Source organism: Citrobacter sp. CRE-46, assembly GCF_059615875.1.
In genome coordinates this window covers 1,715,570-1,740,370 of record NZ_CM184341.1, presented here as the reverse complement: position 1 = coordinate 1,740,370, position 24,801 = coordinate 1,715,570, and the positions used below count along the sequence as shown (strand labels likewise).

The 24,801-nt window shown below is 53.8% G+C and carries 24 protein-coding genes; 9 read left to right on the top strand and 15 right to left on the bottom strand.

What is annotated here, in order from left to right; all coding sequences use genetic code 11:
• Position 1 precedes the first annotated feature (1 nt).
• From arnC to arnF, 6 genes are read left to right on the top strand one after another with little or no spacing between them, the layout of a single operon-like run.
• The gene (gene arnC, locus AC534G_RS08160) at positions 2 to 985 is read left to right on the top strand and encodes an undecaprenyl-phosphate 4-deoxy-4-formamido-L-arabinose transferase (RefSeq protein WP_087857371.1); all 984 of its coding nucleotides are present in this window, start codon (positions 2 to 4) and stop codon (positions 983 to 985) included.
• On the top strand, positions 982 to 2,964 hold the full coding sequence (arnA, locus tag AC534G_RS08155; RefSeq protein WP_110497352.1) for a bifunctional UDP-4-amino-4-deoxy-L-arabinose formyltransferase/UDP-glucuronic acid oxidase ArnA: 1,983 nt from the start codon (positions 982 to 984) through the stop codon (positions 2,962 to 2,964). The genes arnC and arnA overlap by 4 nt, the downstream gene beginning before the upstream one ends.
• The gene (arnD, locus tag AC534G_RS08150) at positions 2,961 to 3,863 is read left to right on the top strand and encodes a 4-deoxy-4-formamido-L-arabinose-phosphoundecaprenol deformylase (protein ID WP_110497350.1); all 903 of its coding nucleotides are present in this window, start codon (positions 2,961 to 2,963) and stop codon (positions 3,861 to 3,863) included. The genes arnA and arnD overlap by 4 nt, the downstream gene beginning before the upstream one ends.
• Complete coding sequence (gene arnT / locus AC534G_RS08145) at positions 3,860 to 5,515, top strand: lipid IV(A) 4-amino-4-deoxy-L-arabinosyltransferase (protein WP_110497348.1); 1,656 nt, start codon at positions 3,860 to 3,862, stop codon at positions 5,513 to 5,515. The genes arnD and arnT overlap by 4 nt, the downstream gene beginning before the upstream one ends.
• Entirely contained in the window at positions 5,512 to 5,847 is a 336-nt protein-coding gene (gene arnE / locus AC534G_RS08140; protein WP_042307126.1) for a 4-amino-4-deoxy-L-arabinose-phosphoundecaprenol flippase subunit ArnE, read from the top strand. The genes arnT and arnE overlap by 4 nt, the downstream gene beginning before the upstream one ends.
• On the top strand, positions 5,847 to 6,233 hold the full coding sequence (gene arnF / locus AC534G_RS08135; RefSeq protein ID WP_110497346.1) for a 4-amino-4-deoxy-L-arabinose-phosphoundecaprenol flippase subunit ArnF: 387 nt from the start codon (positions 5,847 to 5,849) through the stop codon (positions 6,231 to 6,233). The genes arnE and arnF overlap by 1 nt, the downstream gene beginning before the upstream one ends.
• Positions 6,234 to 6,235: 2 nt before the next feature.
• Here arnF and pmrD read toward each other — a convergent pair whose 3' ends face one another.
• The 9 genes from pmrD to AC534G_RS08090 form a co-directional block, all read right to left on the bottom strand.
• Positions 6,236 to 6,499 carry a signal transduction protein PmrD gene (gene pmrD, locus AC534G_RS08130; protein WP_085047822.1) on the bottom strand — a complete coding sequence of 88 codons (264 nt, stop codon included), beginning with the start codon at positions 6,497 to 6,499 and terminating at the stop codon, positions 6,236 to 6,238.
• A 95-nt stretch (positions 6,500 to 6,594) separates the two neighbouring features.
• Positions 6,595 to 8,007 (bottom strand): o-succinylbenzoate--CoA ligase, encoded by a 1,413-nt coding sequence (gene menE / locus AC534G_RS08125; protein ID WP_110497344.1) that lies wholly within the window; start codon positions 8,005 to 8,007, stop codon positions 6,595 to 6,597.
• On the bottom strand, positions 8,004 to 8,966 hold the full coding sequence (gene menC, locus AC534G_RS08120) for an o-succinylbenzoate synthase (RefSeq protein ID WP_038642276.1): 963 nt from the start codon (positions 8,964 to 8,966) through the stop codon (positions 8,004 to 8,006). The genes menE and menC overlap by 4 nt, the downstream gene beginning before the upstream one ends.
• Positions 8,966 to 9,823 (bottom strand): 1,4-dihydroxy-2-naphthoyl-CoA synthase, encoded by an 858-nt coding sequence (gene menB, locus AC534G_RS08115; RefSeq protein WP_038642278.1) that lies wholly within the window; start codon positions 9,821 to 9,823, stop codon positions 8,966 to 8,968. The genes menC and menB overlap by 1 nt, the downstream gene beginning before the upstream one ends.
• 14 nt (positions 9,824 to 9,837) lie before the next feature.
• Positions 9,838 to 10,596: a 2-succinyl-6-hydroxy-2,4-cyclohexadiene-1-carboxylate synthase gene (gene menH / locus AC534G_RS08110; protein ID WP_110497342.1), complete on the bottom strand. Its 759-nt coding sequence runs from the start codon at positions 10,594 to 10,596 to the stop codon at positions 9,838 to 9,840.
• Positions 10,593 to 12,263: a 2-succinyl-5-enolpyruvyl-6-hydroxy-3-cyclohexene-1-carboxylic-acid synthase gene (gene menD, locus AC534G_RS08105; RefSeq protein ID WP_038642282.1), complete on the bottom strand. Its 1,671-nt coding sequence runs from the start codon at positions 12,261 to 12,263 to the stop codon at positions 10,593 to 10,595. Before menD ends, menH begins: the two co-directional genes overlap by 4 nt.
• Before the next feature lie 87 nt (positions 12,264 to 12,350).
• Positions 12,351 to 13,649 (bottom strand): isochorismate synthase MenF, encoded by a 1,299-nt coding sequence (gene menF / locus AC534G_RS08100; protein ID WP_496594528.1) that lies wholly within the window; start codon positions 13,647 to 13,649, stop codon positions 12,351 to 12,353.
• 104 nt (positions 13,650 to 13,753) lie between these two features.
• The gene (gene elaB / locus AC534G_RS08095) at positions 13,754 to 14,059 is read right to left on the bottom strand and encodes a stress response protein ElaB (protein WP_006683669.1); all 306 of its coding nucleotides are present in this window, start codon (positions 14,057 to 14,059) and stop codon (positions 13,754 to 13,756) included.
• Positions 14,060 to 14,122: 63 nt separating this feature from the next.
• On the bottom strand, positions 14,123 to 14,584 hold the full coding sequence (locus AC534G_RS08090) for a GNAT family N-acetyltransferase (protein WP_038642287.1): 462 nt from the start codon (positions 14,582 to 14,584) through the stop codon (positions 14,123 to 14,125).
• Positions 14,585 to 14,651: 67 nt separating this feature from the next.
• Between AC534G_RS08090 and rbn the strand changes: the two genes are divergently transcribed.
• The 3 genes from rbn (at position 14,652) to AC534G_RS08075 (ending at position 18,268) form a co-directional block, all read left to right on the top strand.
• Positions 14,652 to 15,569, top strand: coding sequence for a ribonuclease BN (rbn, locus tag AC534G_RS08085; RefSeq protein WP_069323387.1), 918 nt, complete (start codon positions 14,652 to 14,654; stop codon positions 15,567 to 15,569).
• A gap of 64 nt (positions 15,570 to 15,633) precedes the next feature.
• Positions 15,634 to 16,638 carry a chemotaxis protein gene (locus AC534G_RS08080; protein WP_038642291.1) on the top strand — a complete coding sequence of 335 codons (1,005 nt, stop codon included), beginning with the start codon at positions 15,634 to 15,636 and terminating at the stop codon, positions 16,636 to 16,638.
• A gap of 193 nt (positions 16,639 to 16,831) precedes the next feature.
• On the top strand, positions 16,832 to 18,268 hold the full coding sequence (locus AC534G_RS08075) for a hypothetical protein (protein WP_110497339.1): 1,437 nt from the start codon (positions 16,832 to 16,834) through the stop codon (positions 18,266 to 18,268).
• Between the two features lie 55 nt (positions 18,269 to 18,323).
• Here AC534G_RS08075 and nuoN read toward each other — a convergent pair whose 3' ends face one another.
• The 6 genes from nuoN to nuoI all read right to left on the bottom strand — a co-directional run bounded on the left by nuoN (position 18,324) and on the right by nuoI (position 24,790).
• Positions 18,324 to 19,781 (bottom strand): NADH-quinone oxidoreductase subunit NuoN, encoded by a 1,458-nt coding sequence (gene nuoN, locus AC534G_RS08070; protein WP_038642295.1) that lies wholly within the window; start codon positions 19,779 to 19,781, stop codon positions 18,324 to 18,326.
• Positions 19,782 to 19,787: 6 nt separating this feature from the next.
• Positions 19,788 to 21,317, bottom strand: coding sequence for an NADH-quinone oxidoreductase subunit M (gene nuoM, locus AC534G_RS08065; protein ID WP_003027692.1), 1,530 nt, complete (start codon positions 21,315 to 21,317; stop codon positions 19,788 to 19,790).
• Between the two features lie 227 nt (positions 21,318 to 21,544).
• Positions 21,545 to 23,386, bottom strand: coding sequence for an NADH-quinone oxidoreductase subunit L (nuoL, locus tag AC534G_RS08060; RefSeq protein ID WP_110497337.1), 1,842 nt, complete (start codon positions 23,384 to 23,386; stop codon positions 21,545 to 21,547).
• On the bottom strand, positions 23,383 to 23,685 hold the full coding sequence (nuoK, locus tag AC534G_RS08055; RefSeq protein ID WP_006683663.1) for an NADH-quinone oxidoreductase subunit NuoK: 303 nt from the start codon (positions 23,683 to 23,685) through the stop codon (positions 23,383 to 23,385). Before nuoK ends, nuoL begins: the two co-directional genes overlap by 4 nt.
• Entirely contained in the window at positions 23,682 to 24,236 is a 555-nt protein-coding gene (nuoJ, locus tag AC534G_RS08050) for an NADH-quinone oxidoreductase subunit J (RefSeq protein ID WP_003028059.1), read from the bottom strand. The genes nuoK and nuoJ overlap by 4 nt, the downstream gene beginning before the upstream one ends.
• 11 nt (positions 24,237 to 24,247) lie before the next feature.
• Positions 24,248 to 24,790, bottom strand: a complete 543-nt coding sequence (gene nuoI / locus AC534G_RS08045) for an NADH-quinone oxidoreductase subunit NuoI (RefSeq protein WP_003028062.1) — start codon at positions 24,788 to 24,790, stop codon at positions 24,248 to 24,250.
• Positions 24,791 to 24,801 lie beyond the last annotated feature (11 nt).

Below are 24,801 nucleotides of genomic sequence, written 5' to 3'. Positions count from 1 at the left end.
CATGTTTGAAGCAACACCGATCAAAAAAGTCTCGGTGGTCATTCCCGTTTTTAATGAACAGGAAAGCCTGCCAGAGCTAATCAGACGTACCAGCGCCGCCTGCGAAAAATTGGGCAAAGAGTATGAAATCTTGCTGATCGATGACGGCAGCAGCGACCATTCCGCGCAACTGATGATGGACGCGTCTCAGGCACCGAACAGCCATATTGTTTCTATTCTGCTGAACCGCAATTACGGCCAGCACTCGGCGATTATGGCCGGTTTCAGCCATGTCAGCGGTGACTTGATCATCACGCTGGATGCCGATTTACAAAACCCGCCGGAGGAGATCCCTCGGCTGGTCGCCACCGCAGATGAAGGCTTCGATGTGGTCGGAACGGTACGCCAGAACCGACAGGACAGCGTATTTCGTAAGACCGCCTCGCGCATGATCAACCACCTGATTCAGCGTACTACCGGTAAAGCGATGGGCGACTACGGCTGCATGCTACGCGCCTATCGTCGCCATATTGTCGATGCCATGCTGCATTGTCAGGAGCGCAGCACCTTTATTCCGATTCTGGCCAACATTTTTGCCCGTCGCGCCACGGAGATCCCGGTACACCATGCAGAGCGTGAATTTGGTGATTCTAAATACAGCTTCATGCGTCTGATCAACCTGATGTATGACCTGGTGACCTGTCTGACCACCACACCGTTACGTATGTTGAGCCTGCTCGGCAGCGTGATTGCCGCCACGGGCTTTACGTTGTCCGTTCTGCTTGTTGTGTTGCGCCTGACGCTCGGCCCGCAGTGGGCCGCGGAAGGGGTATTCATGCTGTTTGCCGTCCTGTTTACCTTTATCGGCGCACAGTTCATCGGCATGGGTTTACTCGGCGAATATATCGGTCGCATCTATAACGATGTCCGCGCCCGCCCCCGCTATTTTGTTCAACACGTTATCCGCCCACAAACCACGCAGTCAACCGAGGAAAACCGCGCATGAAAGCCGTCGTATTTGCCTATCACGATATGGGATGTCAGGGTGTCCAGGCCTTGTTGGATGCAGGTTATGAAATCGCCGCAATTTTTACGCACACCGACAACCCGGGTGAAAAAGCGTTTTTTGGCTCTGTTTCCCGCCTCGCCGCCAGCGCCGGTATTCCGGTTTACGCCCCGGACGAGGTTAATCATCCTTTGTGGATCGAGCGCATTAGCCAACTGGCACCCGATGTTATCTTCTCGTTCTACTATCGCCATTTACTGAGTGAGGAGATCCTCAGTCTTGCGCCTAAGGGAGCATTTAATCTGCACGGCTCGCTGCTGCCGAAATACCGCGGCCGCGCGCCGCTGAACTGGGTATTGGTCAATGGCGAAACCGAAACCGGCGTCACGCTTCATCGCATGATCAAACGCGCGGATGCGGGCGCTATTATCGCCCAGCAGTCTGTCGCTATCTCTCCGGATGATGTGGCGTTAACGCTGCACCATAAATTGTGCCAGGCTGCGCGTCACCTGCTGGAACAGGCGCTGCCCGCGATTAAAACGGGGGATTACGCAGAGCACCCTCAACAGGAAGCAGAGGCTACCTGTTTTGGCCGCCGCACGCCGGAAGATAGCTTCCTTGACTGGAACAAACCCACCGCGGAGCTGCATAACCAGGTCCGCGCCGTCAGCGATCCGTGGCCGGGCGCATTTAGCTATGTCGGCACGCAAAAGTTCACCGTCTGGTCATCGCGTGTTTGCACAAATAGCCTTGCAGCCCAACCTGGCACCGTCATCTCCGTGTCGCCTTTGCTGATCGCCTGTGTCGATGGCGCACTGGAGATTATTACCGGGCAAGCTGGCGATGGTATTGCAATGCAGGGCTCACAGCTGGCGCAGGTTCTGGGCCTCGTACCCGGTTCTCGTCTGAACAGCCAGTCAGTTACCACCAGCAAACGTCGTACTCGCGTGCTGATCCTCGGCGTTAACGGCTTCATTGGTAACCATCTGACCGAGCGCCTGCTCCAAGAAGACAATTACGAAGTATATGGACTCGATATTGGCAGCGACGCCATTGGGCGTTTCCTGCAACATCCGCGTTTCCATTTCGTTGAAGGCGACATCAGTATTCACTCCGAATGGATTGAATATCATGTGAAAAAATGCGACGTCGTATTGCCGCTGGTCGCGATCGCCACGCCAATCGAATATACCCGTAACCCACTGCGCGTGTTTGAGCTTGATTTTGAAGAGAACCTGAAAATCATTCGCTACTGCGTGAAGTACCGTAAGCGCATCATTTTCCCGTCAACGTCCGAAGTCTACGGCATGTGTACTGATAAAGTCTTCGATGAGGACAGCTCGAATCTGATCGTCGGTCCGGTGAATAAACCGCGTTGGATCTACTCCGTTTCCAAACAGTTGCTGGACCGTGTGATCTGGGCATACGGCGAAAAAGAGGGATTGCGCTTCACCCTGTTCCGTCCGTTTAACTGGATGGGACCGCGTCTGGACAGTCTGAATGCCGCGCGAATCGGCAGCTCACGCGCCATTACCCAATTGATTCTCAATCTGGTGGAAGGCTCACCGATTAAGCTGATTGAAGGCGGCAAGCAAAAACGCTGCTTTACCGACATTCGCGATGGTATCGAAGCCCTGTACCGCATTATTGAAAATGAAGGCGGACGTTGTGACGGCGAGATTATCAACATTGGTAACCCGGAGAACGAAGCGAGTATTCAGGAACTGGCAGAAATGCTGCTTTCCTGCTTTGAAAAACATCCATTACGTCAGCATTTTCCGCCGTTTGCCGGTTTCCGCGACGTCGAAAGCAGCACCTACTATGGTAAAGGTTATCAGGACGTTGAGCATCGTAAGCCCAATATTCGCAACGCAAAACGTTGCCTGAACTGGGAACCCACCATTGAGATGCAGGAAACGGTAGAAGAGACGCTGGACTTCTTCTTACGCAGTGTGGATATCACGGAACACATATCATGACCAAAGTTGGCTTGCGCATTGATGTCGACACGTTCAGGGGGACGCGCGAAGGCGTGCCCCGCCTGCTGGAGACATTGAACCGACATAACGTTCGGGCAAGTTTTTTCTTTAGCGTGGGACCTGACAACATGGGACGCCATCTCTGGCGTCTTGTGAAGCCACAATTTCTGTGGAAGATGCTGCGCTCAAACGCAGCATCGCTCTACGGGTGGGATATTTTGCTGGCGGGTACAGCATGGCCGGGAAAAGAGATCGGCCAGGCCAATGCGGCAATGATTGCGCAAACCGCCCTGCTTCATGAAACCGGTTTGCATGCCTGGGATCACCATGCCTGGCAGGCGCGAAGCGGAAACTGGAATGACAAAGAGCTGATTGACGATATTTCACGTGGCATTACCGCCCTTGAAGCTATCATCAATCAGCCCGTTACCTGCTCCGCCGTTGCCGGATGGCGTGCCGACGACCGCGTCGTCCATGCCAAAGAAACATTCCATCTGCGTTATAACAGCGACTGTCGGGGAACGTCGTTATTCCGTCCTGTGCTGGCATCCGGGAAAACAGGTACGCCGCAAATTCCTGTCACATTACCCACATGGGATGAAGTGGTGGGTCAGGAGGTCCAGGCGGTGGACTTTAACGCTTATATTCTCTCCCACATCCGGATGAGCAGAGGGACGCCGGTGTACACCATTCATGCAGAAGTGGAAGGTATCGCCTTTCAGCAGAATTTTGACGAGCTGCTTACTCGCGCTGCCGACATGGGGATTACGTTTTGCCCGCTCGGGGAGCTGCTACCGGACGATATCAGTACGCTGCCAACAGGGCGGATCGTGCGTGGGAAAATTCCCGGCAGAGAGGGATGGATCGGCTGTCAGCAACCCGTGGATATGACACAATGAAATCGGTACGTAACGCCCTGGCATTTGTCGTTTTTATTGCGCTGTATTTTATTCTCCCCATTAATAGCCGCCTGCTGTGGCAGCCTGATGAAACGCGCTATGCCGAAATCAGCCGGGAGATGCTGACCTCTGGCGACTGGATCGTTCCGCACTTTTTAGGGCTGCGTTATTTTGAAAAACCGATTGCCGGTTACTGGTTGAACAGCATCGGGCAATGGCTGTTTGGCGCCAATAATTTTGCCGTCAGAGCGGGGGCGATTTTTGCCACCTTGCTGACTGCGCTACTGGTAGCCTGGCTTGCTATGCGAATATGGCAGGATAAGCGTACCGCAGTACTCTCTTCAGTCATCTTTTTAACCTTTTTTTCGGTCTATGGCATCGGCACCTACGCGGTACTCGATCCTATGATCGCACTCTGGCTGATGGCGGGCATGTGCTGCTTTTGGGAGGGGATGCAAGCGACTACCAGAACACGCAAAATTCTCGCCTTTCTGCTGTTAGGGTTAACCTGCGGTATGGGCGTGATGACCAAGGGTTTCCTGGCGCTTGCCGTTCCTGTGCTCAGCGTACTGCCGTGGGTTTTCGTGCAAAAACGCTGGAAAGACCTGATCATCTACGGCCTGCTGGCAGTCGTCGGCTGCGTCGTGATTGTGCTGCCGTGGGGTGTAGCGATTGCTCAGCGTGAGCCGGACTTCTGGCATTATTTCTTTTGGGTCGAACACATTCAACGCTTCGCCCAGGATGATGCCCAACATAAAGCCCCTGTCTGGTACTACATTCCCGTGCTTTTGGCTGGCGCGTTACCGTGGCTCGGGCTGCTTCCCGGCGCGCTACGCACGGGCTGGCGGGAACGCGATGTTTCGCGCAGCACACTATACCTGCTAAGCTGGATTATCATGCCGATCCTGTTTTTCAGCATCGCAAAAGGAAAACTGCCGACCTATATTCTTTCCTGCTTCGCGCCGTTAGCGATATTAACGGCGCGGTTCGGCCCGCAGGCCGCGCAAAAAGGTTCAGCCGCGCTGCGTGTGAATGGCTGGATTAACGTTCTGTTTGGTGTGGCGGGCATTATCGCCACGTTTATTGTTTCCACGCTGGGACCGTTGAAAACGCCTATCTGGTCGCATATCGAGACCTATAAGGTTTTTTGTGCATGGGGTATTTTTCTCACCTGGACGCTCTTTGGCTGGTATACGTTAAATAACCGCGAGAAGAACTGGCAATTTGCCGCGTTTTGCCCATTAGGACTGGCGCTGTTGTTTGGCTTCTCCATTCCCGATCGGGTCATGGAATCTAAACAACCGCAGTTTTTTGTCGAGATGACCAAAGAGTCGCTGGAATCCAGCCGCTATATTCTCACCGACAGCGTTGGCGTCGCCGCGGGGCTGGCCTGGAGCCTGAAGCGTGACGACATCATGCTATACGGACAAACAGGCGAGTTGAAATACGGCCTCAACTATCCGGATGCCCAGGGGCGCTTTGTCAGTCGGACGGACTTTGCCGACTGGTTAGCCCAACACCGTCAGCAAGGAAATATTACCCTCGTGCTCTCGATTGATAAGAATGAAGATATTAATCAACTAGCCATTCCTCCCGCTGATTATATCGATAATCAGGGGCGCCTGGTCCTGATTCAGTATCGACCGAAATGATCTGGATAGTCTTAATTTTCGCCAGCCTGCTCAGCGTATGCGGACAGTTATGCCAGAAGCAGGCAACCCGTCCGGTACCATCAGGCAGGCGAAAACGCCATATTACGCAATGGATTGGGCTGGCCCTGGCAAGCCTCGGCCTGGCTATGCTGCTGTGGCTGGTGGTGTTGCAGAATATCCCTGTTGGCATCGCCTATCCCATGCTGAGCCTGAATTTTGTCTGGGTGACGCTGGCCGCCTGGAAAATCTGGCGCGAACCGGTCGCAACGCGCCACTGGCTGGGGGTGGGGCTGATAATCGCCGGCATATTCATTCTTGGGAGCGCGGTGTAATGGGCATTTTTTGGGGATTATGTAGCGTTATTATCACCTCGGCCGCCCAACTGAGTCTCGGCTTTGCGATGGATAACCTGCCGCCGATGCTGCAACCGTTGAAATTTCTATCCGCCGTATTCGCCCTCAACACTGGCGCATTTGCTCTTTTTAGTGGGCTGGCGGGATATTTACTGTCGGTAATTTGCTGGCATAAGGCCCTGCATCAGCTCGCCCTGAGCAAGGCTTATGCCCTGCTCAGCCTGAGCTATGTTCTGGTTTGGATCGCATCCATGATTCTGCCCGGCTGGCAGGGCACATTTTCAGTGAAAGCGCTGGCTGGGGTACTGTGCATCATGGCGGGTTTAATGGCGATTTTTCTGCCTGCTGACCAGCATCGACGCTGAGCTCATTTATCTGCCGACAGTCGTACCAGGCGCTCCCATTCGTCACATATGTACTGTCTGGCATCGATTATTTTAATCACGCGAGATGCATCACGATTAACACAATACTGGGCGTCTTTCAGCGGCGAAAGGAGATCGCCGGGCTTAACCCGTTCGGAAGATTGCGCCTCAGCAAGCATCTTAAGTGAACCACCGCTATCGCAAAGTACGATATAGAGCCTCCCTGCTTTCTTGTGACAGCAAGACTTCTTCACATGCCATTCCATAGCGCACCTTTTGTTAATGAATTTCACATCAGGTTACACTTTAGCTGATAAACAAAACGACAATAGCGACGGAATGGCAAAAATGAGAAATGTAATTAATGTTTTCTTAATGTTAATGATGAAGCACTTACCCAATCCGCCAACGCGCGACGAGAGATTTTAATCCCTCCGGCTTTGAGCTCGGGCGGCAACGTCAGCCAACAAACCGGTTGCTGAAAACGGGCCAGCTTATCCTGAACCCACTCTGCAAGATTGGCATCGCCAGCATCGGTGTCATACTCGACGACCGCCACCGGACGATGACCAAACTCTTTATCTTCTAACGGGACAATAAAGGCCTGCAGAACCTGCGGATGCGCTGCAATCACGCGTTCCACTTCTTCTGGCTGTATGCCTTCCCCGCCGCTAAAAAACAGATTGTCCATGCGACCGATAATGGTTAATTTGCCATCCTTTAACACCCCACGATCGCGGGTGGCAAACCAGCCTTCCGCGTTAACCAGAGGGGTAAGCTGCCCGTTGCGCCAGTAGCCTTGCGCCATGCTGGCCGCACGCAGCCAGACTTCGTCATCCACGATTCTGACTTCTCTGCCCGCTAAGGCTGAACCGACATCTGCCAGACCATCCGCCTCTTTCGCACAGACGGTGGAAGCGAATTCCGTCAGTCCATAACCGCACCAGCAGCGAATCCCCTGATCGCGCGCCTGCTCCGTCAACTCAACAGGAATAGCCGCGCCGCCCAGCAGCACCGCTTTGAGCGTAACCGGCGTTTTATTGACCAACAAGCGCCACAACTGAGTAGGGACCAACGAGGCATGGGTGCAGCCGATCAGCATTTGTTCCAGCGGCTGCTTGTCGCGCACGGTCATTCGCGCTCCGGCAAACAACCAGCGCCATAAAATACCCTGGCCGGAGACATGAAACAGCGGCAGTGAAAGCAGCCAGTCATCTTCAGCGCCAAACGGCATTAATGACAGCACCCCCTGCGCGCTTGCCAGATGCGCCTGACAGGTGTGAACCGCCGCTTTCGGCAATCCGGTGGAACCTGAGGTTAACGTCATTGTGCTCAAGCGCTGAGGCAACCACGCGGCGGCATGTGCGCCAGGTAGCGCCTGCATCTGCAACGGATTCAGCCCCGGGAACGCGGTAGCCGCCTCCAGATCCAACGCAAAACGCAGCGTTAAGTCCGGAACCAGCGCGTCAAGCAACGACTGTGGCAACTGCGGGTTCACAGGTAAAACCCGCGCCCCACATTGCAGCAGCGCGAGCCAGGCCAGTAAGGCTCGCGGATGATTCCATGCGCGGAGCAGGACGCCATCGCCCTCTTCCACGCCCTGAGCGGCAAACCCGCAGGCCAGATGATCGACGCGCGTACAAAGCTCACTCCAGCTTAATACTTCATCGTTGAGGCGCAGGGCTGGCACCTGCGCACGAACCTGTCGCCAGTCGCGCCAGGGCCAGTCAGTGCCCGCTAAGCTCGCGCTAGCAGGCGTTTCCCATGAGGTCATAGCAGGCGTTCCAGCGCATCAACGGCAATACACGGCAACGCGCTACCCGGCCAGGCGCGTACCTGCTGGCACTGCATCAGACTCAGCGTGTCCAGACCCGGAATGGTCTGCGGCGTCAGCCAGGCGGCAATTCTCGCCAGTTGGGTTAAGCCAAGACTCGACTCAATAGATGAACTGATAACGGCGGTGAGACCAAGCGCATGCGCTGCCGCAACCTGTTCACGCACTTTGTCGAGACTACCGGTCAGCGTCGGTTTGATAACCACAGCCTTGACACCCTCTTCGGCTTCAAAGGTGAAATCCGCTTCGCGCAGACTTTCGTCCCAGGCGATAGCGATGCCGGTTTCACGCGCGAATGCGCGTGAGTCATCGCGCGTTTTACATGGTTCTTCAAGGAAGGCAATGCGTCCACGATACTCTGGATTGACGTATTTCGCGAACTGTTGGGCTTTCAACGGCGTCCAGGCACGGTTGGCGTCAAGTCGCAGATGCAGCTCCGGAATCGCCTCCAGCAGCAGATTGGCTACCATCCCGTCGCGAACCGCTTCATACAGCCCAACCTTGATCTTGGCGACTTTTTCGCCCGGCATATCCGCCAGTTGCAGCACCAGATCGTCAGGATCGCCCGTACACAGAGGCGCAGCACGATAGTCTGCAGCCTCCGGCAGAGCGTCTGCCAGTTCGGCCAGCGCACAGCTTGCGCCAAAAGCGACAGAAGGCAGTTGTGGTAAAGAAGCATCCCCTTGCAGCCAGCCTTTCACCCAGGCCAGCAGCTCGGTTTGCGCCTCTTCCCAGCTTTCCTGACTGAAGCCTGGCAGCGGGGAGATCTCTCCCCACCCTTCACGCTCGCCGTCACGCAGACAAACATACAGCCCGTCACGCGTTTTTAACCGCCTGTCGCGCAGAATCACCCCCGCGTCCATGGGGATCTGCCAGCGGTATACCTGCGCGCTACGCATTACGGATTCCGTTTGAATTTGCTGAAGTCAGGCTGACGTTTCTGGTTAAAGGCGTTACGGCCTTCCTGACCTTCTTCCGTCATGTAGAACAGCATGGTGGCGTTACCGGCCAGCTCTTGCAGGCCTGCCTGCCCATCGCAGTCGGCGTTCAGCGCCGCTTTCAGGCAACGCAGCGCCATCGGGCTGTTTTGCAGCATCTCACGGCACCAGCGTACGGTCTCTTTCTCCAGATCCGCCAGCGGAACCACGGTGTTGACCAGGCCCATATCCAGCGCCTGTTGCGCATCGTACTGACGGCACAGGAACCAGATCTCACGCGCTTTTTTCTGACCAACGATACGGGCCATATAAGAGGCACCCCAACCGCCGTCGAAGGAACCCACTTTCGGGCCAGTCTGACCAAAGATGGCGTTTTCCGCCGCAATGGTCAGGTCACACATCATATGCAGTACATGGCCGCCGCCAATGGAGTACCCTGCCACCATCGCCACGACCGGTTTCGGGCAGGTACGAATCTGACGCTGGAAGTCCAGCACGTTCAGGTGATGCACACCGGAGTCATCCTGATATCCGCCGTAGTCGCCACGCACTTTCTGATCGCCACCTGAGCAGAACGCTTTGTCACCCGCACCGGTCAAAATGATCACGCCGATGTTATCGTCATAGCGGGCATCCGCCAGCGCCTGGATCATCTCTTTTACGGTAACAGGACGGAAAGCATTGCGTACCTGCGGACGATTAATGGTGATTTTGGCGATACCGTCGGTGGATTTCTCGTAGAGAATGTCGGTATAGCCTGCAGAGCAATCGTGCCATTCTACCGGTGCGTAAAGCATTGTTTCATCAGGATAGATCATAAAATGTCCTATAGTCAGCGACGCAGAATCTGAGCCAGACAGTCCACCACGCCAGCGGGGTTGTCCCGATGCGCGTTGTGTCCGGCATTACGAATCACATGGTTTGGTACTGACATTTCCGTCGCCAGCGCGCGGAATTTATCGTCACGTTCACCACATAAATAATAAAACGGAAATGTGCGCGCAGTGAGTCGCGCACGTAAATCAGGTTGTACGGCAAGCGAGGTGGCCTCCAGCATCGCCGCCAGCGTATGCCCGTTATTCTGGCTACGCAGATCGACCAGCGTCTCTCTTTGCGCCGCATTCAGCGAGGAAAATACCGGCTGTTGATACCAGTCATTAAATACCTCACGCAGCGGTTCAGCGCGAAAACGCGCGGCCCAGCGGCCATCTGAAAGGCGACGTTGAACGCGCGCCTCCTCGCTTTGCAAACCAGGATGTCCACCTTCAACGACCAGACCGCAAAGTCCGGTCATCTCCTGACAGGCCGCCATCATCGCGACTCTGCCGCCAAGAGAGTAGCCCACCAGCCAGTAGCTAAGTATGTTGTAACTAAGCAAGGTGCTACGCAATAACGCACAAACATCATTGAACCCGCTCACCTTGATGTCGGCGGAACCGCCGTGTCCCGGCAGGTCGATATACAACCGCGAATAATCCTGAAACGCTTCGCCGACCGTCTGCCATTCCCGACAGTCGCCGGAGAACCCGTGCAGGAAAACCAGCCAGGGTGATCCACTCTGGCTAACGCTCGCCTGGGCGTGCAGGATCATAGATGGCTTACCTGCGCCAGCAGTTGCTGCAGGGTTTGCGCCCCGTCAGTTTCGTTCACCACCAGCTCAATAACCGTTGCCGCAGGAGTACGCCAGGCATTTGTCAACGCGCTCTCCAGTTGCTCCCAGTTTTCTGGGCGCTGATATTTGAGGTTAAACATGGCCGCGGCATGCTCAAAGTGCACGTTCTGCGGCATCAGATAGAACCGTTCACGTTCACTTGCCGGCGTCGGCAGCAGGGAAAATATCTGCCCACCGTTATTATTGACCACTATCAGGACAAACGGCGCGGAAACCTGACGCAATAACGCCAGCGCATTGAGGTCATACAGTGCAGATAAATCACCGACGATAGCCAACGTTGATTTTGCGCTGGCACGCTGTACGCCCGCCGCCGTTGACAGCAGACCGTCAATGCCGCTCGCGCCGCGGTTGCTATAAACTGGAAAACCAGCCGGAAGCTGCGACAGCGCATCAATCAGGCGCACGACCAGACTGTTACCCACGAACAGTTGCCCTTGTTCGGGCAGATACTCGTGAATACGATGGGCTAATTGCGCTTCACCAAACACGTCGCGACGGGCTTCCACCGCCTGCCATGCCAGTTGCGCCAGGCGCGGGATTTCCACGCACCAGGGTTGGCGTTTTTCCGCCGGGTGTAGATCCAGCCAGTCACCCACCTTCGCCACCAGCCTGCGCCCACGATGATGCGCCGGATCGAGGCGACCTTCGATATTATCGACAATCCAGTATTCCTGCGGATCGCAGCTGGCCTGCCATTGCAGGAGTCGTTTTCCGGTCAGGCTACTGCCAAGCTGCACCACTATCTGCGCCTGCTGTAACTCAGTCACCGCCTTCGCATTCCCCAACCACAGGTCAGCACACGGCAGGGGTTGTCCTGTTTGCGACAAGACATCGCCAATCAGCGGCCAACCGAGCATCTGCGCCCATTGCGCAACTTTCTTGCCCTCTTCCGCGCTCATACGACCCGCGATGACTACGCCGCGCTTTTGTCGCCAGAAAAACCAGTCACGTTGTTTGTCGCTTTCCAGCCGACGCGCTTCACGTAGCCAGGGCTTGTCGTCCTGCCACCAGTCGCCGAGGCGTTGCTGCCAGGCAATACCCGTTTCGTCCATGTCGCCATACAGCGGTTCCGCAAAGGGGCAATTAATATGAACCGCCCCGCTATGCAGCGCGGCCAGGGCATTATCAATGGTGGACACCAGCCAGCTCGCCGGAATGTCCTGCGTCGGGCGCGGTAAAGAGAGCGTTTGCGACGGATGAGAAGCAAACATGCCGGCCTGACGAATCGCCTGATTAGCGCCACAGTCGATAAGTTCCGGCGGTCGGTCAGCCGTGAGTAAAATCAGTTTTTCACCGGTCAGGCCCGCTTCAATCAATGCGGGATACAGGTTCGCCACCGCCGTACCGGACGTGACAATCACGGCGACTGGCTGGCGACTCACTTTTGCCAGACCTAATGCCAGATGCCCAAGACCACGCTCATCAAAATGGGTATGGTGGATAAAAGCAGGATTTTCCGCTGCTGCCAGCGTCAACGGTGTAGAACGAGAGCCAGGGGCAATGCAGATATGCCTGACGCCGTGGCGAGTGAGTGCTTCCAGTATGACCGCCGCCCAGCGTCGGTTAAATGCGCTTACTGACATGAGATTGTCCGGTATCAATATTGCGACACAGTATAGAGAATCGAATAAATGGATTTTTGATATGAATCGGAAATATACACGAAATCACTATCCTTCCATCTGTAATAAGGTACGTAACCCTGCCGCTTTATTGTCTATTTCTTGCCATTCTTGCTCAGGATCTGAACCACGCACGATCCCCGCGCCGGCATACAGGCGGACCACGTTGGCGTTAATTTTCGCCGAACGTAATGACACGCAGAATTCACTTTGGCGCAGAGAAAGATAACCCGCAGAACCGGCATACCACTCGCGCTCAAAGGGTTCATTTTGCCGGATGAATTCGCGCGCCAGCTCACGCGGAATGCCTGCAACTGCCGCCGTAGGCTGGAGTTGCATCAGGCAGAGCGTATCGTCGGCCTGATTCAGTTCCGTCCAGATACAACGGCGTAGATGCTGCACCTTACGCAGTCTGAGCACCTGCGGGGGGAGCACCTCAAGGGCTTGCGTACAGCCTTGCAGCCGCTGGCAAATATCCTCGACCACCAGCATATTCTCGCGCTGGTTTTTATCATCTTTCATCAACCAGTCGCCTAACTGCCAGGCGCGATGATCCTCGGCGTGATTGGCAACGGTTCCGGCCAGCGCTTCGGTACGCAGCGCCGTGCCGCGCCGCCGATACAAACGTTCAGGGGAAGAGCCAAGAAAAGCGGAGTCGGCAGAGAATGCCATAAAGAAATGGTAGCAGTTAAGGTTCAGACGACGGCTGGAAGCCATCACCGCAGCGGCATTCACCGACTGTGAAAACTGTAAATCTGTCGCTCGCGCCAGCACAACTTTGTCGAGTTCTTCGCCATTGATGGTGTGCGTGGCAAGCTTTATCAGAGCTATCCAACCGGCTTTATCAGGCCAGTGCTGTTCTCCCGTCAAACTCAAACGCAGCGCGGGCAATGGTTTAACATTGGCCAGCGTGGAAATAAATTCAACCGCGCGTGCGGCGTCTTCACGCAGCGAAACATCACTGTAAAGGTGTAACCGTAAGCTCGCCACTCCGGCGCAGCGTCGCCATTCCAGTCGCGGTAACAACAAATTGCCGTGCCGGGGCTCGAACGCATTGAGACCCCAGATACGCAGGTCAGGTTGATTGTCGTGCTGACGTAAAAAATGCTGAGCAGATGCCAGCGAGGAAAACGTGGCGACAGCCCCCAGCACAGCGGCTTCTTCGTCGCCGTTACGCTGCTGCCAGTAAAACTGGGGCCAGACGGGTTGACTGGCCAGCCATCCTAAAGCGTCAAACGCATCGTTCAGAGGGAAAGGTATGTCGTAAATACGAATTCCAGGTGCTGCCGGTATCTCTTGCGACAAATGACGCATCAGACCTTCCAGCGCAGTAGTGATTGATTGCACGCGGACCTCTCCCTGTTAAAAACCTCTCATTATACGGGGTACTGAACAGAAAAAGCAGTACCCCGAGTTAGGGAGTACGAACAAATGCGATGACGGAGCGGAATTTATCGCCGCGCTAACAATAATCCCATCACTAAACCGACCGTGGCGCCAACGCCAATTCCGCGCCAGGGTTTTTCATGCACATAGTCATCTGCCCGGCAAACGGCCTTTTTCGCGCGGAAATAATAATTGTCAGAAGCATGGCTGACGCGATTTCTCACCTCTTCTAACGCCCGCTCCGCCCGCGCTTTTAACTCAAGATATTTTTGATCGGCCGGATCGCCGGAAGAACGCAACACCTCTTCCAGCGTTTCGCTCAAGAGTTCCAGATCATCATCGATACGTGATTCATAAGATTGAAAAGACATTGTATTCTCCCTTTCTATTGACGTATCCGCTAACTATAGACAACCTGGACCGTTTGCGCCTGTTTAAGCCTGATGTGCTTCTCGCGCCATTCCGATGTGTGGAATCCCGTCTTCGTCATAAATATCCGTCACCGGCATAAAACCAAAGCGCGCATAAAACGGTTGCAGATGCGCCTGCGCGCCCAGATACAGCGCCTTGTGCGGCCAGTGTTGCGCACAGGATGCCAGCGTCTGGGTCATCAACTGTTGTCCCAGTTTTGCGCCGCGTAGCGCTTCGCTGACTATCACCCGGCCAATGACCACCGGCTCCAGATCGTCATCGCTTTTCAGAATCCTCGCATACGCCACCAGCTCATCATTGTGCCAGCCCAGAATGTGCCGATTTTCGCCAACCAGATCGTCGCCATCTACATCCTGATATGGACACTGTTGTTCAACAACAAACACCGCGCAGCGAAGCTGAAGAATGGCATACAGTTCTTGTGTACTCAGCTTTGCATGGTGGAGATCTTGCCAGTGAATCATTGTCTGCCCCTTTGTTGTGATAACCTGAACACCCTGCCTTATTGATGGCGAAAAGTGTAACGCAAAGATGGAATTACTATTTTTAGGCACGTCAGCGGGAGTTCCTACCCGCTCACGCAATGTAACGGCAATTTTACTGAATCTGCAACACCCGACTCAGCCGGGGCTGTGGCTTTTTGATTGCGGCGAAGGAACACAGCATCAAATGCTCGCCACACCGTTCAATCCGGGAAAACTCGACCGTATCTTTATCAGCCACCTGCATGGCGACCACCTGTTTGGTTTACCTGGATTGCTGTGTAGTCGTTCGATGGCCGGGAACGTCAAGCCACTGACGCTTTACGGCCCAAAAGGATTACGGGAATTTACCGAAACCGCTTTGCGTCTGAGCGGTTCATGGACTGACTATCCTCTGGATATTGTGGAAATCACCGCGGGTGAAATCGTCGATGACGGCCTCCGTAAGGTAACGGCATATCCACTGGAACATCCGCTGGAATGCTATGGTTTTCGCATTGAAGAACACGACAAACCAGGTGCGCTAAACGCCAGTGCGCTGAAGGCGGCTGGTGTTAAATCCGGTCCGTGGTTCCAGGAGCTGAAAGCCGGGAAAACCATCGTCCTGGAAGATGGTCGCGTAATTAACGGTGCCGACTTTCTTGCCCCGGGCACCAAGGGAAAATCCGTGGCGATTTTCGGCGATACAGGCCCTTGCGCAAGTGCCTTCGAACTGGCAAATGGCGTAGATGTGATGGTGCATGAAACTACACTGGACGCGTCAATGGAGGAGAAGGCCAATAGCCGTGGACACAGTTCAACCCGACAAGCCGCGCAACTGGCGCTTAAAGCGGGTGTCGGACGCTTGATCATGACCCACGTTAGCTCACGCTACGATGAAAAAGGCTGTCAGCGATTACTCGAAGAGTGCAGAACGCTATTCCCGGCAACAGAACTGGCTCACGATTTCGCCATTTTCACCGTTTAACGCTCTATTTTTTCGCCTCAGTGCCGATAACAGAGAAAAGGCTGGCTTTCACACTGAGGACAGGATGAACAATTTCCAGAAAGATATTGATGACAGGACCAATCTAACCCTGTCTAACCGTTTTGAACTGCTGCTGTTTCGCCTCGGCAAATCCATCGAGGAGCAGAAATCAGAGCTGTTTGGCATCAACGTATTCAAACTGCGTGAAATCGTGCCGATGCCGACGTTTACGCGTCCGGCGGGAATGAAAGCTCCACTGTTAGGTATGGTGAACATTCGCGATCAAGTGATCCCGGTGATTGACCTGCCGGCGGTGGCGGGCTGTAAACCAGAGACCGGGCTCAACATCCTGCTCATTACGGAATACGCCCGCAGCGTACAGGCGTTTGCGGTGGAGTCAGTGGAAAACATTATGCGTCTGGACTGGCAACAGGTACATACCGCCGAGAAAGCCGTCAACGGTCGCTACATCACCAGTATCGCCTGCCTGGATGACGACAAAGAGACCAACAACCTGGCGCTGGTACTCGATGTTGAACAAATTCTTTACGACATCGTACCGTCCAATCACGATTTACGCGCGACTGACCTGAAAACCAGTAAATTCAACATCACGCCGGGTGCGGTGGCGATTGTGGCAGAAGATTCGAAAGTCGCGCGCGCAATGCTGGAGAAAGGGCTTAACGCCATGGAAATCCCGCATCAGATGCATGTGACAGGTAAGGATGCGTGGGAAAAAATCCAGCAGCTTTCCGCAGAAGCGCAGGCGGAAGGCAAGCCAATCACTGAGAAGATAGCCCTGGTGCTCACCGACCTGGAAATGCCGGAGATGGACGGTTTTACGCTTACCCGTAAAATCAAGACCGATGAACGCCTGAAGAAAATCCCGGTCGTTATCCACTCCTCGCTTTCCGGTAGCGCCAATGAAGATCACGTTCGCCGGGTTAAAGCTGATGGTTATGTGGCAAAATTTGAGGTCAATGAGCTCTCTTCTGTGATTCAGGAAGTCATGGAGCGCGCAGCGAAAGACATTAGCGGTCCACTGGTGAGCCGTCAGCTTTCGGCCTGACGCCCAACCAGCCCCCTTACTCTGCGGTTCTCCAACGAGTAAGGGAGTCGTTCCCCCACAAAAATAATCTCCTTACCATACCCTCCCTTTAATTATCATTAAAAATTGCCGCTTTTAGATATCAGCCGTTGAGTCAAAAAATAGCCTCAACAATTATCCTACATGATTTTCACATTTCTAAGCAGGCAGTGACGTGGATAAACACCGTTTCATAAAAGATCTCCAAAAACATGCAAAATCCCTGGCCAAATACAAACTTAATTTAGACATCGACAATATCAAGAATACTTTAATCGCAGGCCAGCAACATATAGAGGAGAATGAACAATCTGTCACCTTAATCAATAACCTCATACCGCTCACGACAAGAGATATCACTGAAAAAGACGTAGACATTATTCTTCCTATAATTTCAGAATACTGGATGACGCTCCTGCGCTCCGCGCAATATAAGATTTTCTTTTATGGCACCCATAGTCATTATCTCAGTTTTAGTACCATTATCGCGGATTGTTTTCAGTCACAACTTGTACATCTGGACATCACCGCAGACGTTGAACACTGTATCCAGTCCATCAATCATCCGTCACCCGATAATGCAACTAAAATTCTCATCTATGATGATGAAGGAAGCCATATTTTAAGAAGAAAATTCGACTGCGCGAATATCTTCTCTTACATCTACTATAGTCCTCTACGTGTGACCTGTGGGACTAACAAAAAATATGCCATGTATCTGGAACATGAATACAAAAAATACAATACACAGATTATTGATAATGTCGTTACCGGGTCGTCATATGCCTGGTGGGGTGTACCAACACAATTGACTACCTGTACAGCCAATATGTCCGTTAAAAGTGGTGATACTGCCTTTGCCCTGGCTATCACTGAACATCTGTCTCAGAGTGGCAAGTTAAAAAACCATATTCATATCACGAGTTTTTTTGATTTACACCATGAATTGGCCAGAAGTAAAGGCAGCTTTAACAGTGGCGTATTTAAGGAGCTTAAATTTTTCGCCAAAAAAAATAATATCCCATACATTCAATATGATGAAGAAATTTTCACCAGCAATCATGATGAGATATACCAACCGGCGTCAATTAGCAGTAGCATTGAAAAAAACCTGTTAAGTTTATTTATATCTGAAGCAAAGTTGATAGCCGCAATAACAGACATTGTTAACCATAAATATCTCAACTTTGACTTTCATATGTTAATTAATGAGCAAAGAAATGAAAGTTCAATGTGCGAAGAAGAAATGGATAAACTCAGCATACAGCGCGGCAGCAATCATTCCAAAATTTTTCGTCATAAGGAATCATTGAGTTCGAATTCTCGTAATATTGAGAAAATGGTCCACAATGCTGAGAAGAATAAATACGCTATGTATATAGTATTTCCCCCTCAGCCACAGAAATATATAGAAAACATTAATAAAGAAATGGTCAATGAGGCTTTTTCATTTTACCAACAAATCACATTCAATAAGGAAAATATTGTACTTATCGATATGAGTGGTGACCCGGACTTTACTCGTTACGACTTTCAGGATGGCGACCACTTAAACTTTAAAGGTGCGATTAAATTAATACAGAAACTTCAGGCCTATGGCATCACAATATAGATAAAAAAAGAGTCTGGACATTGCCCAGACTCTTTTTTGTTTACAGCATGATGTATTACATCAGCGGTGCCGCTAACTGCACAATGCTGATCAGCGGTTGCGGCCAGATACCCAGCACCAGCACCAACAAAGCAGAAATCAGCACCACGATCCCGCCCGCGCTGTACTGCCAGTTAGACGGCGCATCGCGGTTCAGTTGTTGCGGCGCGCTCAGGTACAAGCTCACGGCAACACGCAGGTAGTAGTACAAACCAATCGCGGAACCGACCACCACGGCAGCAACCAGCCACCACAGGTTAGCCTGCACACCGACCGCCAACACGTAGAACTTACCGATAAAGCCCAGCGTCATCGGGATACCCGCCAGAGACAGCATCATTACCGTCATCACTGCCGCGAGGATCGGGCGATGCCAGAACAGACCACGGTAGGAGAACAGAGAATCTGCATCCGGGCCACGGTACGGGCTGGACATCAGGCTGACCACACCGAACGCGCCGAGGCTGCTGAACAGGTAACCAGCCAGGTAAACGCCAACCGCTTCCATCGACATCTCGCCGCTCTGTAGGGCAATCAACGCCACCAGCAGATAGCCGAGGTGAGAGATGGAGGAGTAACCGAGCAGACGCTTGATGTTGGTCTGGCTCAGCGCCATCAGGTTACCGAAGATGATGGAAGCAAAGGCGATCACGCCCAGCACGGTACGTACCGCTTCGCTGTCGCCAACCGGCGCATACAGGAACAGACGCATCACTACGCCGAAGATAGCGATTTTGCTCGCCGTCGCCAGGAAGGTGGAAACCGGAGCCGGAGCGCCCTGGTATACGTCTGGCGTCCACAGGTGGAACGGAACCAGCGAGAGTTTAAAGCCGAGGCCAACAATCATCAGACCGAAGCCCGCCAGCAGCAGCGGTTCGTGCAGCATGCCGTCGCCAAGGCTCTTACCGAGCGCAACAAACGACAGGTTGCCAGACTGCGCGTACACCAGCGCCATACCGAACAGCAGGAAGGAAGACGCTGCGGCAGACAGAATGGTGTATTTGATACTGGCTTCCAGAGAACGTTTCTGACGGAACGCGTAGCCAACCAGACCAAACAGCGGCAGAGAAATCAGTTCGATACCGAGGAACAGCGCCGCCAGATGGTTAGCATTTGCCAGCAGAATACCGCCGAGTGCAGCAATCAGCACCAGCAGGTAGAACTCTTCCCGGTTGTCGTCGTAACCTTCCAGCCACGGGTAAGCAAAGGTACAGGTGGCAAGACTCGCCAGCAGCACCAGCCCGGTATAGAGCATGGCGAAACCGTCAACCCGCATCAGCGGGGTGACGTCCATGGCGCCCGCCTGGCCAACAAACCAGAGCGAAACCAACGCGGCGTTAAGCCCAATGACCGACAGCGTGGCATTGAGGAAGTGATTGCGTCGCCACGCAATGGAGAGCATCACAACCACCACCGTCAAGCCGACGATCAGCAGCGGTAGCAGCGCAATCAGGTGTTGTGGAGTTATTGTCATGGCGATTTACGGCCTTGTAGTAGTAACGGAATTAACAAACCACTGCTGGATGTTGCTCATCGCAGAATGCGAGGTATCCAGAATCGGCTGCGGATAGAAGCCAAGCAGTACCAGAAGCACGACCAGCAACAGGATGATAAACAGCTCACGCAGCGACATCCCTGGCAGTTCTACACTGGCAATCTGGCTCTTCGCCTTACCAAAGTAAGCGCGATGCAGCATCGCCAGCGAGTATACAGAGGCAAACACCAGACCAAAGGTCGAGATCACGGTAATAACCGGAACCACCTGGTAGCTGCCGAACAGAATCATAAATTCGCCAACGAAGTTACCTGTACCCGGCATACCCAGCGTACAGACTGCGAAGAACATGGACAGCGCAGGCAACCATTTCATTTTGCCCCACAGACCACCCATCATACGCATGTCACGCGTGTGCAGACGTTCGTACAACTGACCACACAGGATGAACAGACCGGCTGCGGACAGACCGTGCGCAATCATCTGAATTACCGCGCCCTGGTAGGCCAGTTGGCTGCCGGTGTAGATAGCAATCAGCACGAAGCCCATGTGGGATACGGAGGTATAGGCAATCAGACGTTTGATGTCGTACTGATTAAAGGCCATCCACGCGCCGTAGAAGATACCAATTACGCCAAGCCACATGGCGATAGGCGCAAACTCCGCCGACGCGTTCGGGAACAGCGGCAGAGAGAAACGCAGCAGACCGTAGGCTGCGGTTTTCAGCAAGATCCCCGCCAGGTCAACGGAACCTGCGGTCGGAGCCTGGGAGTGCGCGTCCGGCAACCAGCCATGCAGCGGAACCACTGGCATTTTCACCGCAAAGGCGATGAAGAAGCCCAGCATCAGCAGGTATTCCACGCCATGAGACATCGGGGTATTCAGCAGCTCTTCATAGTTGAAGGTCCACACGCCGGTCGCTTTGTAGTGCACAAACACCAGCGCCAGGATGGCAATCAACATCACCAGACCACTCGCCTGGGTATAAATGAAGAACTTGGTCGCCGCCGTGATACGCGTTTTCCCGTCAGAGGCTTTATGCCCCCACAGCGCGATCAGGAAGTACATCGGCACCAGCATCATTTCCCAGAAGAAGAAGAACAGGAACATGTCGATGGCCAGGAACACGCCGATCACGCCGCCTAAGATCCACATCAGGTTCAGGTGGAAGAAGCCCTGGTATTTTTCGATTTCATTCCAGGAGCAAAGGACCGCCAGAACGCCGAGCAGACCGGTCAGCACTACCATCAGCAGCGACAAGCCGTCGATTGCTAAATGGATAGAGATGCCAAAACGTGGGATCCACGGCAGGACAAACTCAGACTGCCACTGCGGAATACCCGCAGATTGCGTCAGTGAATAGCCGCCCTGCAACCACAGTTGCAGGCCAAGCGCCAGCGTCAGTCCCATGGTAATCAGCGCGATCCAGCGCGGCACCTTCACGCCAAAGCGTTCGGTCTGCCAGCACAGGAAGCCACCGATGAAAGGGATTAATATCAACCAAGGTAATAACATGGTGATCTTTGTTCCTTGTTTAAGTCCCGTTCAGGCTATCTCACTCGTCATAGCGAACCCGGCTGTGCTCGTAACCCTCACGTACTTCAGTACGCTCCGGTTGCTGTGCGCAGGCGGTGTCCACTCTGACTTCGCCGATAACGCCTGTCCTTTTGGACCTGATTTTCAACGAATTTTAAAAATTCTCTTTGGGTTGGTTGTGTCGGGCACAATACCAACCCTCAAACTCAACGCAGTACCATCAACAGTGCCAGCACAACGACGGCGCCAATGCTCATCGATGCCACATACCAGCGCAGATAACCGTTCTCGCTTAACAGCAGGCCTTTACCTGCAAAACGGGAAAGGACAGCCGGAATGTTCATCATTGAGTTCAGCGGGTCGCGTTTCAGCAGCCAGGCAATGCCCAGGAACGGCTTAACAAATACTTTGTCGTACAACCAGTCAAAGCCCCAGGCGTTATACCACCAGGTACCCAGCAGACGGCCCGGCGCACTGTTGGCAATCGACGTCACAAGCGTACGTTTACCCAGCCACAGCCATGCTGCGATCAGGATGCCCGCAATCGCGACGATACCAGAGGTAATTTCCAGCGTCATGACGCGACCATGCTCAAGTTCGGTCGTTGCAGGCAGTACTCCCTGCAGCGGCGGTACGATCAGCGCACCAACAAATGTGGACAAGATCATCAGCACAATCAGCGGCAGATGATGGGTAATCCCCTTCCCGGCGTGAGCGTGAATTTGTTCTTTACCGTGGAACACGATGAAAATCATACGGAAGGTGTACAGCGAGGTCATGAACGCACCGACCAGTCCAGCAACCATCAGATTGATATGACCGTTCGCCATCGCACCGGCCAGAATCTCATCCTTACTGAAGAAGCCCGCGGTAATCAGCGGCAGAGCCGACAGCGCCGCGCCGCCCACCAGGAAGCAGAGATACACCAGCGGAATAGATTTACGCAGGCCGCCCATCTTGAAGATGTTCTGTTCGTGATGACAGGCCAGGATAACCGAGCCGGACGCCAGGAACAGCAGCGCTTTAAAGAAGGCGTGAGTCATCAAGTGGAAAATCGCCGCATCCCATGCCTGAACGCCGAGCGCCAGGAACATGTAGCCAATCTGGCTCATGGTGGAGTATGCGAGAACGCGTTTGATGTCGGTCTGTACCAGCGCGGCAAAACCTGCCAGCACCAACGTGATCGCACCGATAATCCCCACCAGATGCAGGATTTCCGGGGTCATCAGGAACAGACCATGGGTACGTGCAATCAGGTAGACACCAGCGGTAACCATCGTCGCGGCGTGGATCAGCGCGGAGACAGGCGTCGGGCCGGCCATCGCGTCAGCAAGCCAGGTCTGCAACGGCAGCTGCGCGGATTTACCTACCGCACCACCCAGCAGCATCAAGGTCGCCCACATCAGCATGTTGTTGCCGTCGGCAAAGTGCGCAGGCGCCAGTTCGACCATTTCGCGGAAGTTCAGCGTGCCCAGCTCGTTGTAGAGGATGAACAGCGCGAAGGCGAGGAACACGTCACCGACACGGGTCACCACGAAGGCTTTCATTGCCGCAGCGCCATTCTTCGGATCGCTGTAGTAGAAACCGATCAGCAGATAAGAGCACAGGCCCACGCCTTCCCAACCGAGATACATCAGCAGCAGGTTATCCGCCAGTACCAGAACCACCATGCTGGCGATAAACAGGTTGGTGTAAGCGAAGAAACGAGAGTAGCCCTCTTCTCCACGCATATACCAGGAGGCGAACATGTGGATCAGGAAACCGACGCCGGTCACCACGCTGAGCATAGTCAGCGACAGACCATCCAGCACCAGGTTAAAGCCGATGTTGAAGTCACCGACAGACATCCACGTCCACAGCGGCTGACTGTAGGCTTGTTGACCATTAGCAAAGAAGTCAACGCCAACAAACGCCGTCACCAGCGCAGCCAGGCCAACAGAGCCAACGCCCACGGTAGCGGACAGATTTTCTGACCAACGACCGCGAGAGAACGCCAGTAATACAAAGCCAATAAATGGCAGAATAATGGTTAAGGCAAGCATGTTCATCCACGCATCTCACTTACTGAATCGATGTTCAGGTTCTGGCGACGGCGATGAAGTTGCAGCAACAGCGCAAGTCCAATGCTCGCTTCAGCAGCCGCGAGGCTGATGGCGAGAATGTACATCACCTGACCATCGGTCTGGCCCCAGTAACTTCCGGCGACCACAAAGGCCAGCGCGGAGGCGTTAATCATGATTTCCAGCCCAATCAGCATAAACAGCAGATTGCGGCGGATAACCAGACCGGTTAAGCCCAGCACGAATAAGACAGCCGCGAGGATCAGTCCATGTTGTAAGGGGATCATGCGTGCTCCTCCGTTTTTCTTTTCGCACGGTCATCGGTGCGATTGCTCAGTACTTCACCTGAACGCTCTTCGCGACCCACGTGGAAGGCCACAACCAGGCCCGCCAGCAGCAGCATCGAAGCCAGTTCGACCGCCAGTACATACGGTCCGAACAGGGAAATACCGACCGCTTTCGCGCTAATTGGCGTACCGTCGATGCCCTGATCGTTAACGCCCAGAATGGCGTACACAATCACGACCAGCATGATGGCCGACAGAATCGCCGGACCAATCCACACCTGCGGTTTCAGCCATTGGCGTTCCTGTTCAATTTCAGAACCACCGAGGTTGAGCATCATTACCACGAACACGAACAGCACCATGATGGCGCCCGCGTAGACGATAATTTCCAGCGCACCGGCGAAGTAAGCGCCTAACGAGAAGAACACCCCAGAAATCGCCAGCAGCGAAATAATCAGATACAGCAGTGCGTGTACCGGATTGGTGTGGGTGATCACCCGCAAGGTTGCGAGAATGGCTATCAGGCCACAGATATAAAAAGCGAACTCCATTGCCCCTCTCCTTACGGTAACAGGCTCTTGACGTCGATAGGCTTGGCTTCGTTCTCTGCTTCGCCCTTATCTTTGCCGTCGATTGCCATACCTGCCATCCGGTAGAAGTTATATTCCGGGTATTTGCCCGGACCGGAGATCAGCAGATCCTCTTTCTCGTAAACCAGGTCCTGGCGCTTGTACTCACCCAGCTCGAAATCTGGAGTCAGCTGAATAGCCGTTGTCGGACAGGCTTCTTCGCACAGGCCGCAGAAAATGCAGCGTGAGAAGTTAATGCGGAAAAACTCCGGATACCAGCGGCCGTCTTTGGTCTCTGCTTTTTGCAGAGAGATACAGCCTACCGGACATGCTACCGCGCACAGGTTACAGGCAACGCAGCGCTCTTCACCGTCCGGGTCGCGGGTCAAAACGATACGACCACGAAAACGGGGCGGGAGATAGACCGGCTCTTCCGGGTACATCTGCGTTTCGCGTTTCGCGAACGCATGCAGGCCGATCATCCAGATACTGCGTACCTGGGTGCCGAAACCTACGAACAATTCTTTTAAGGTCATGGTCTTTGTGT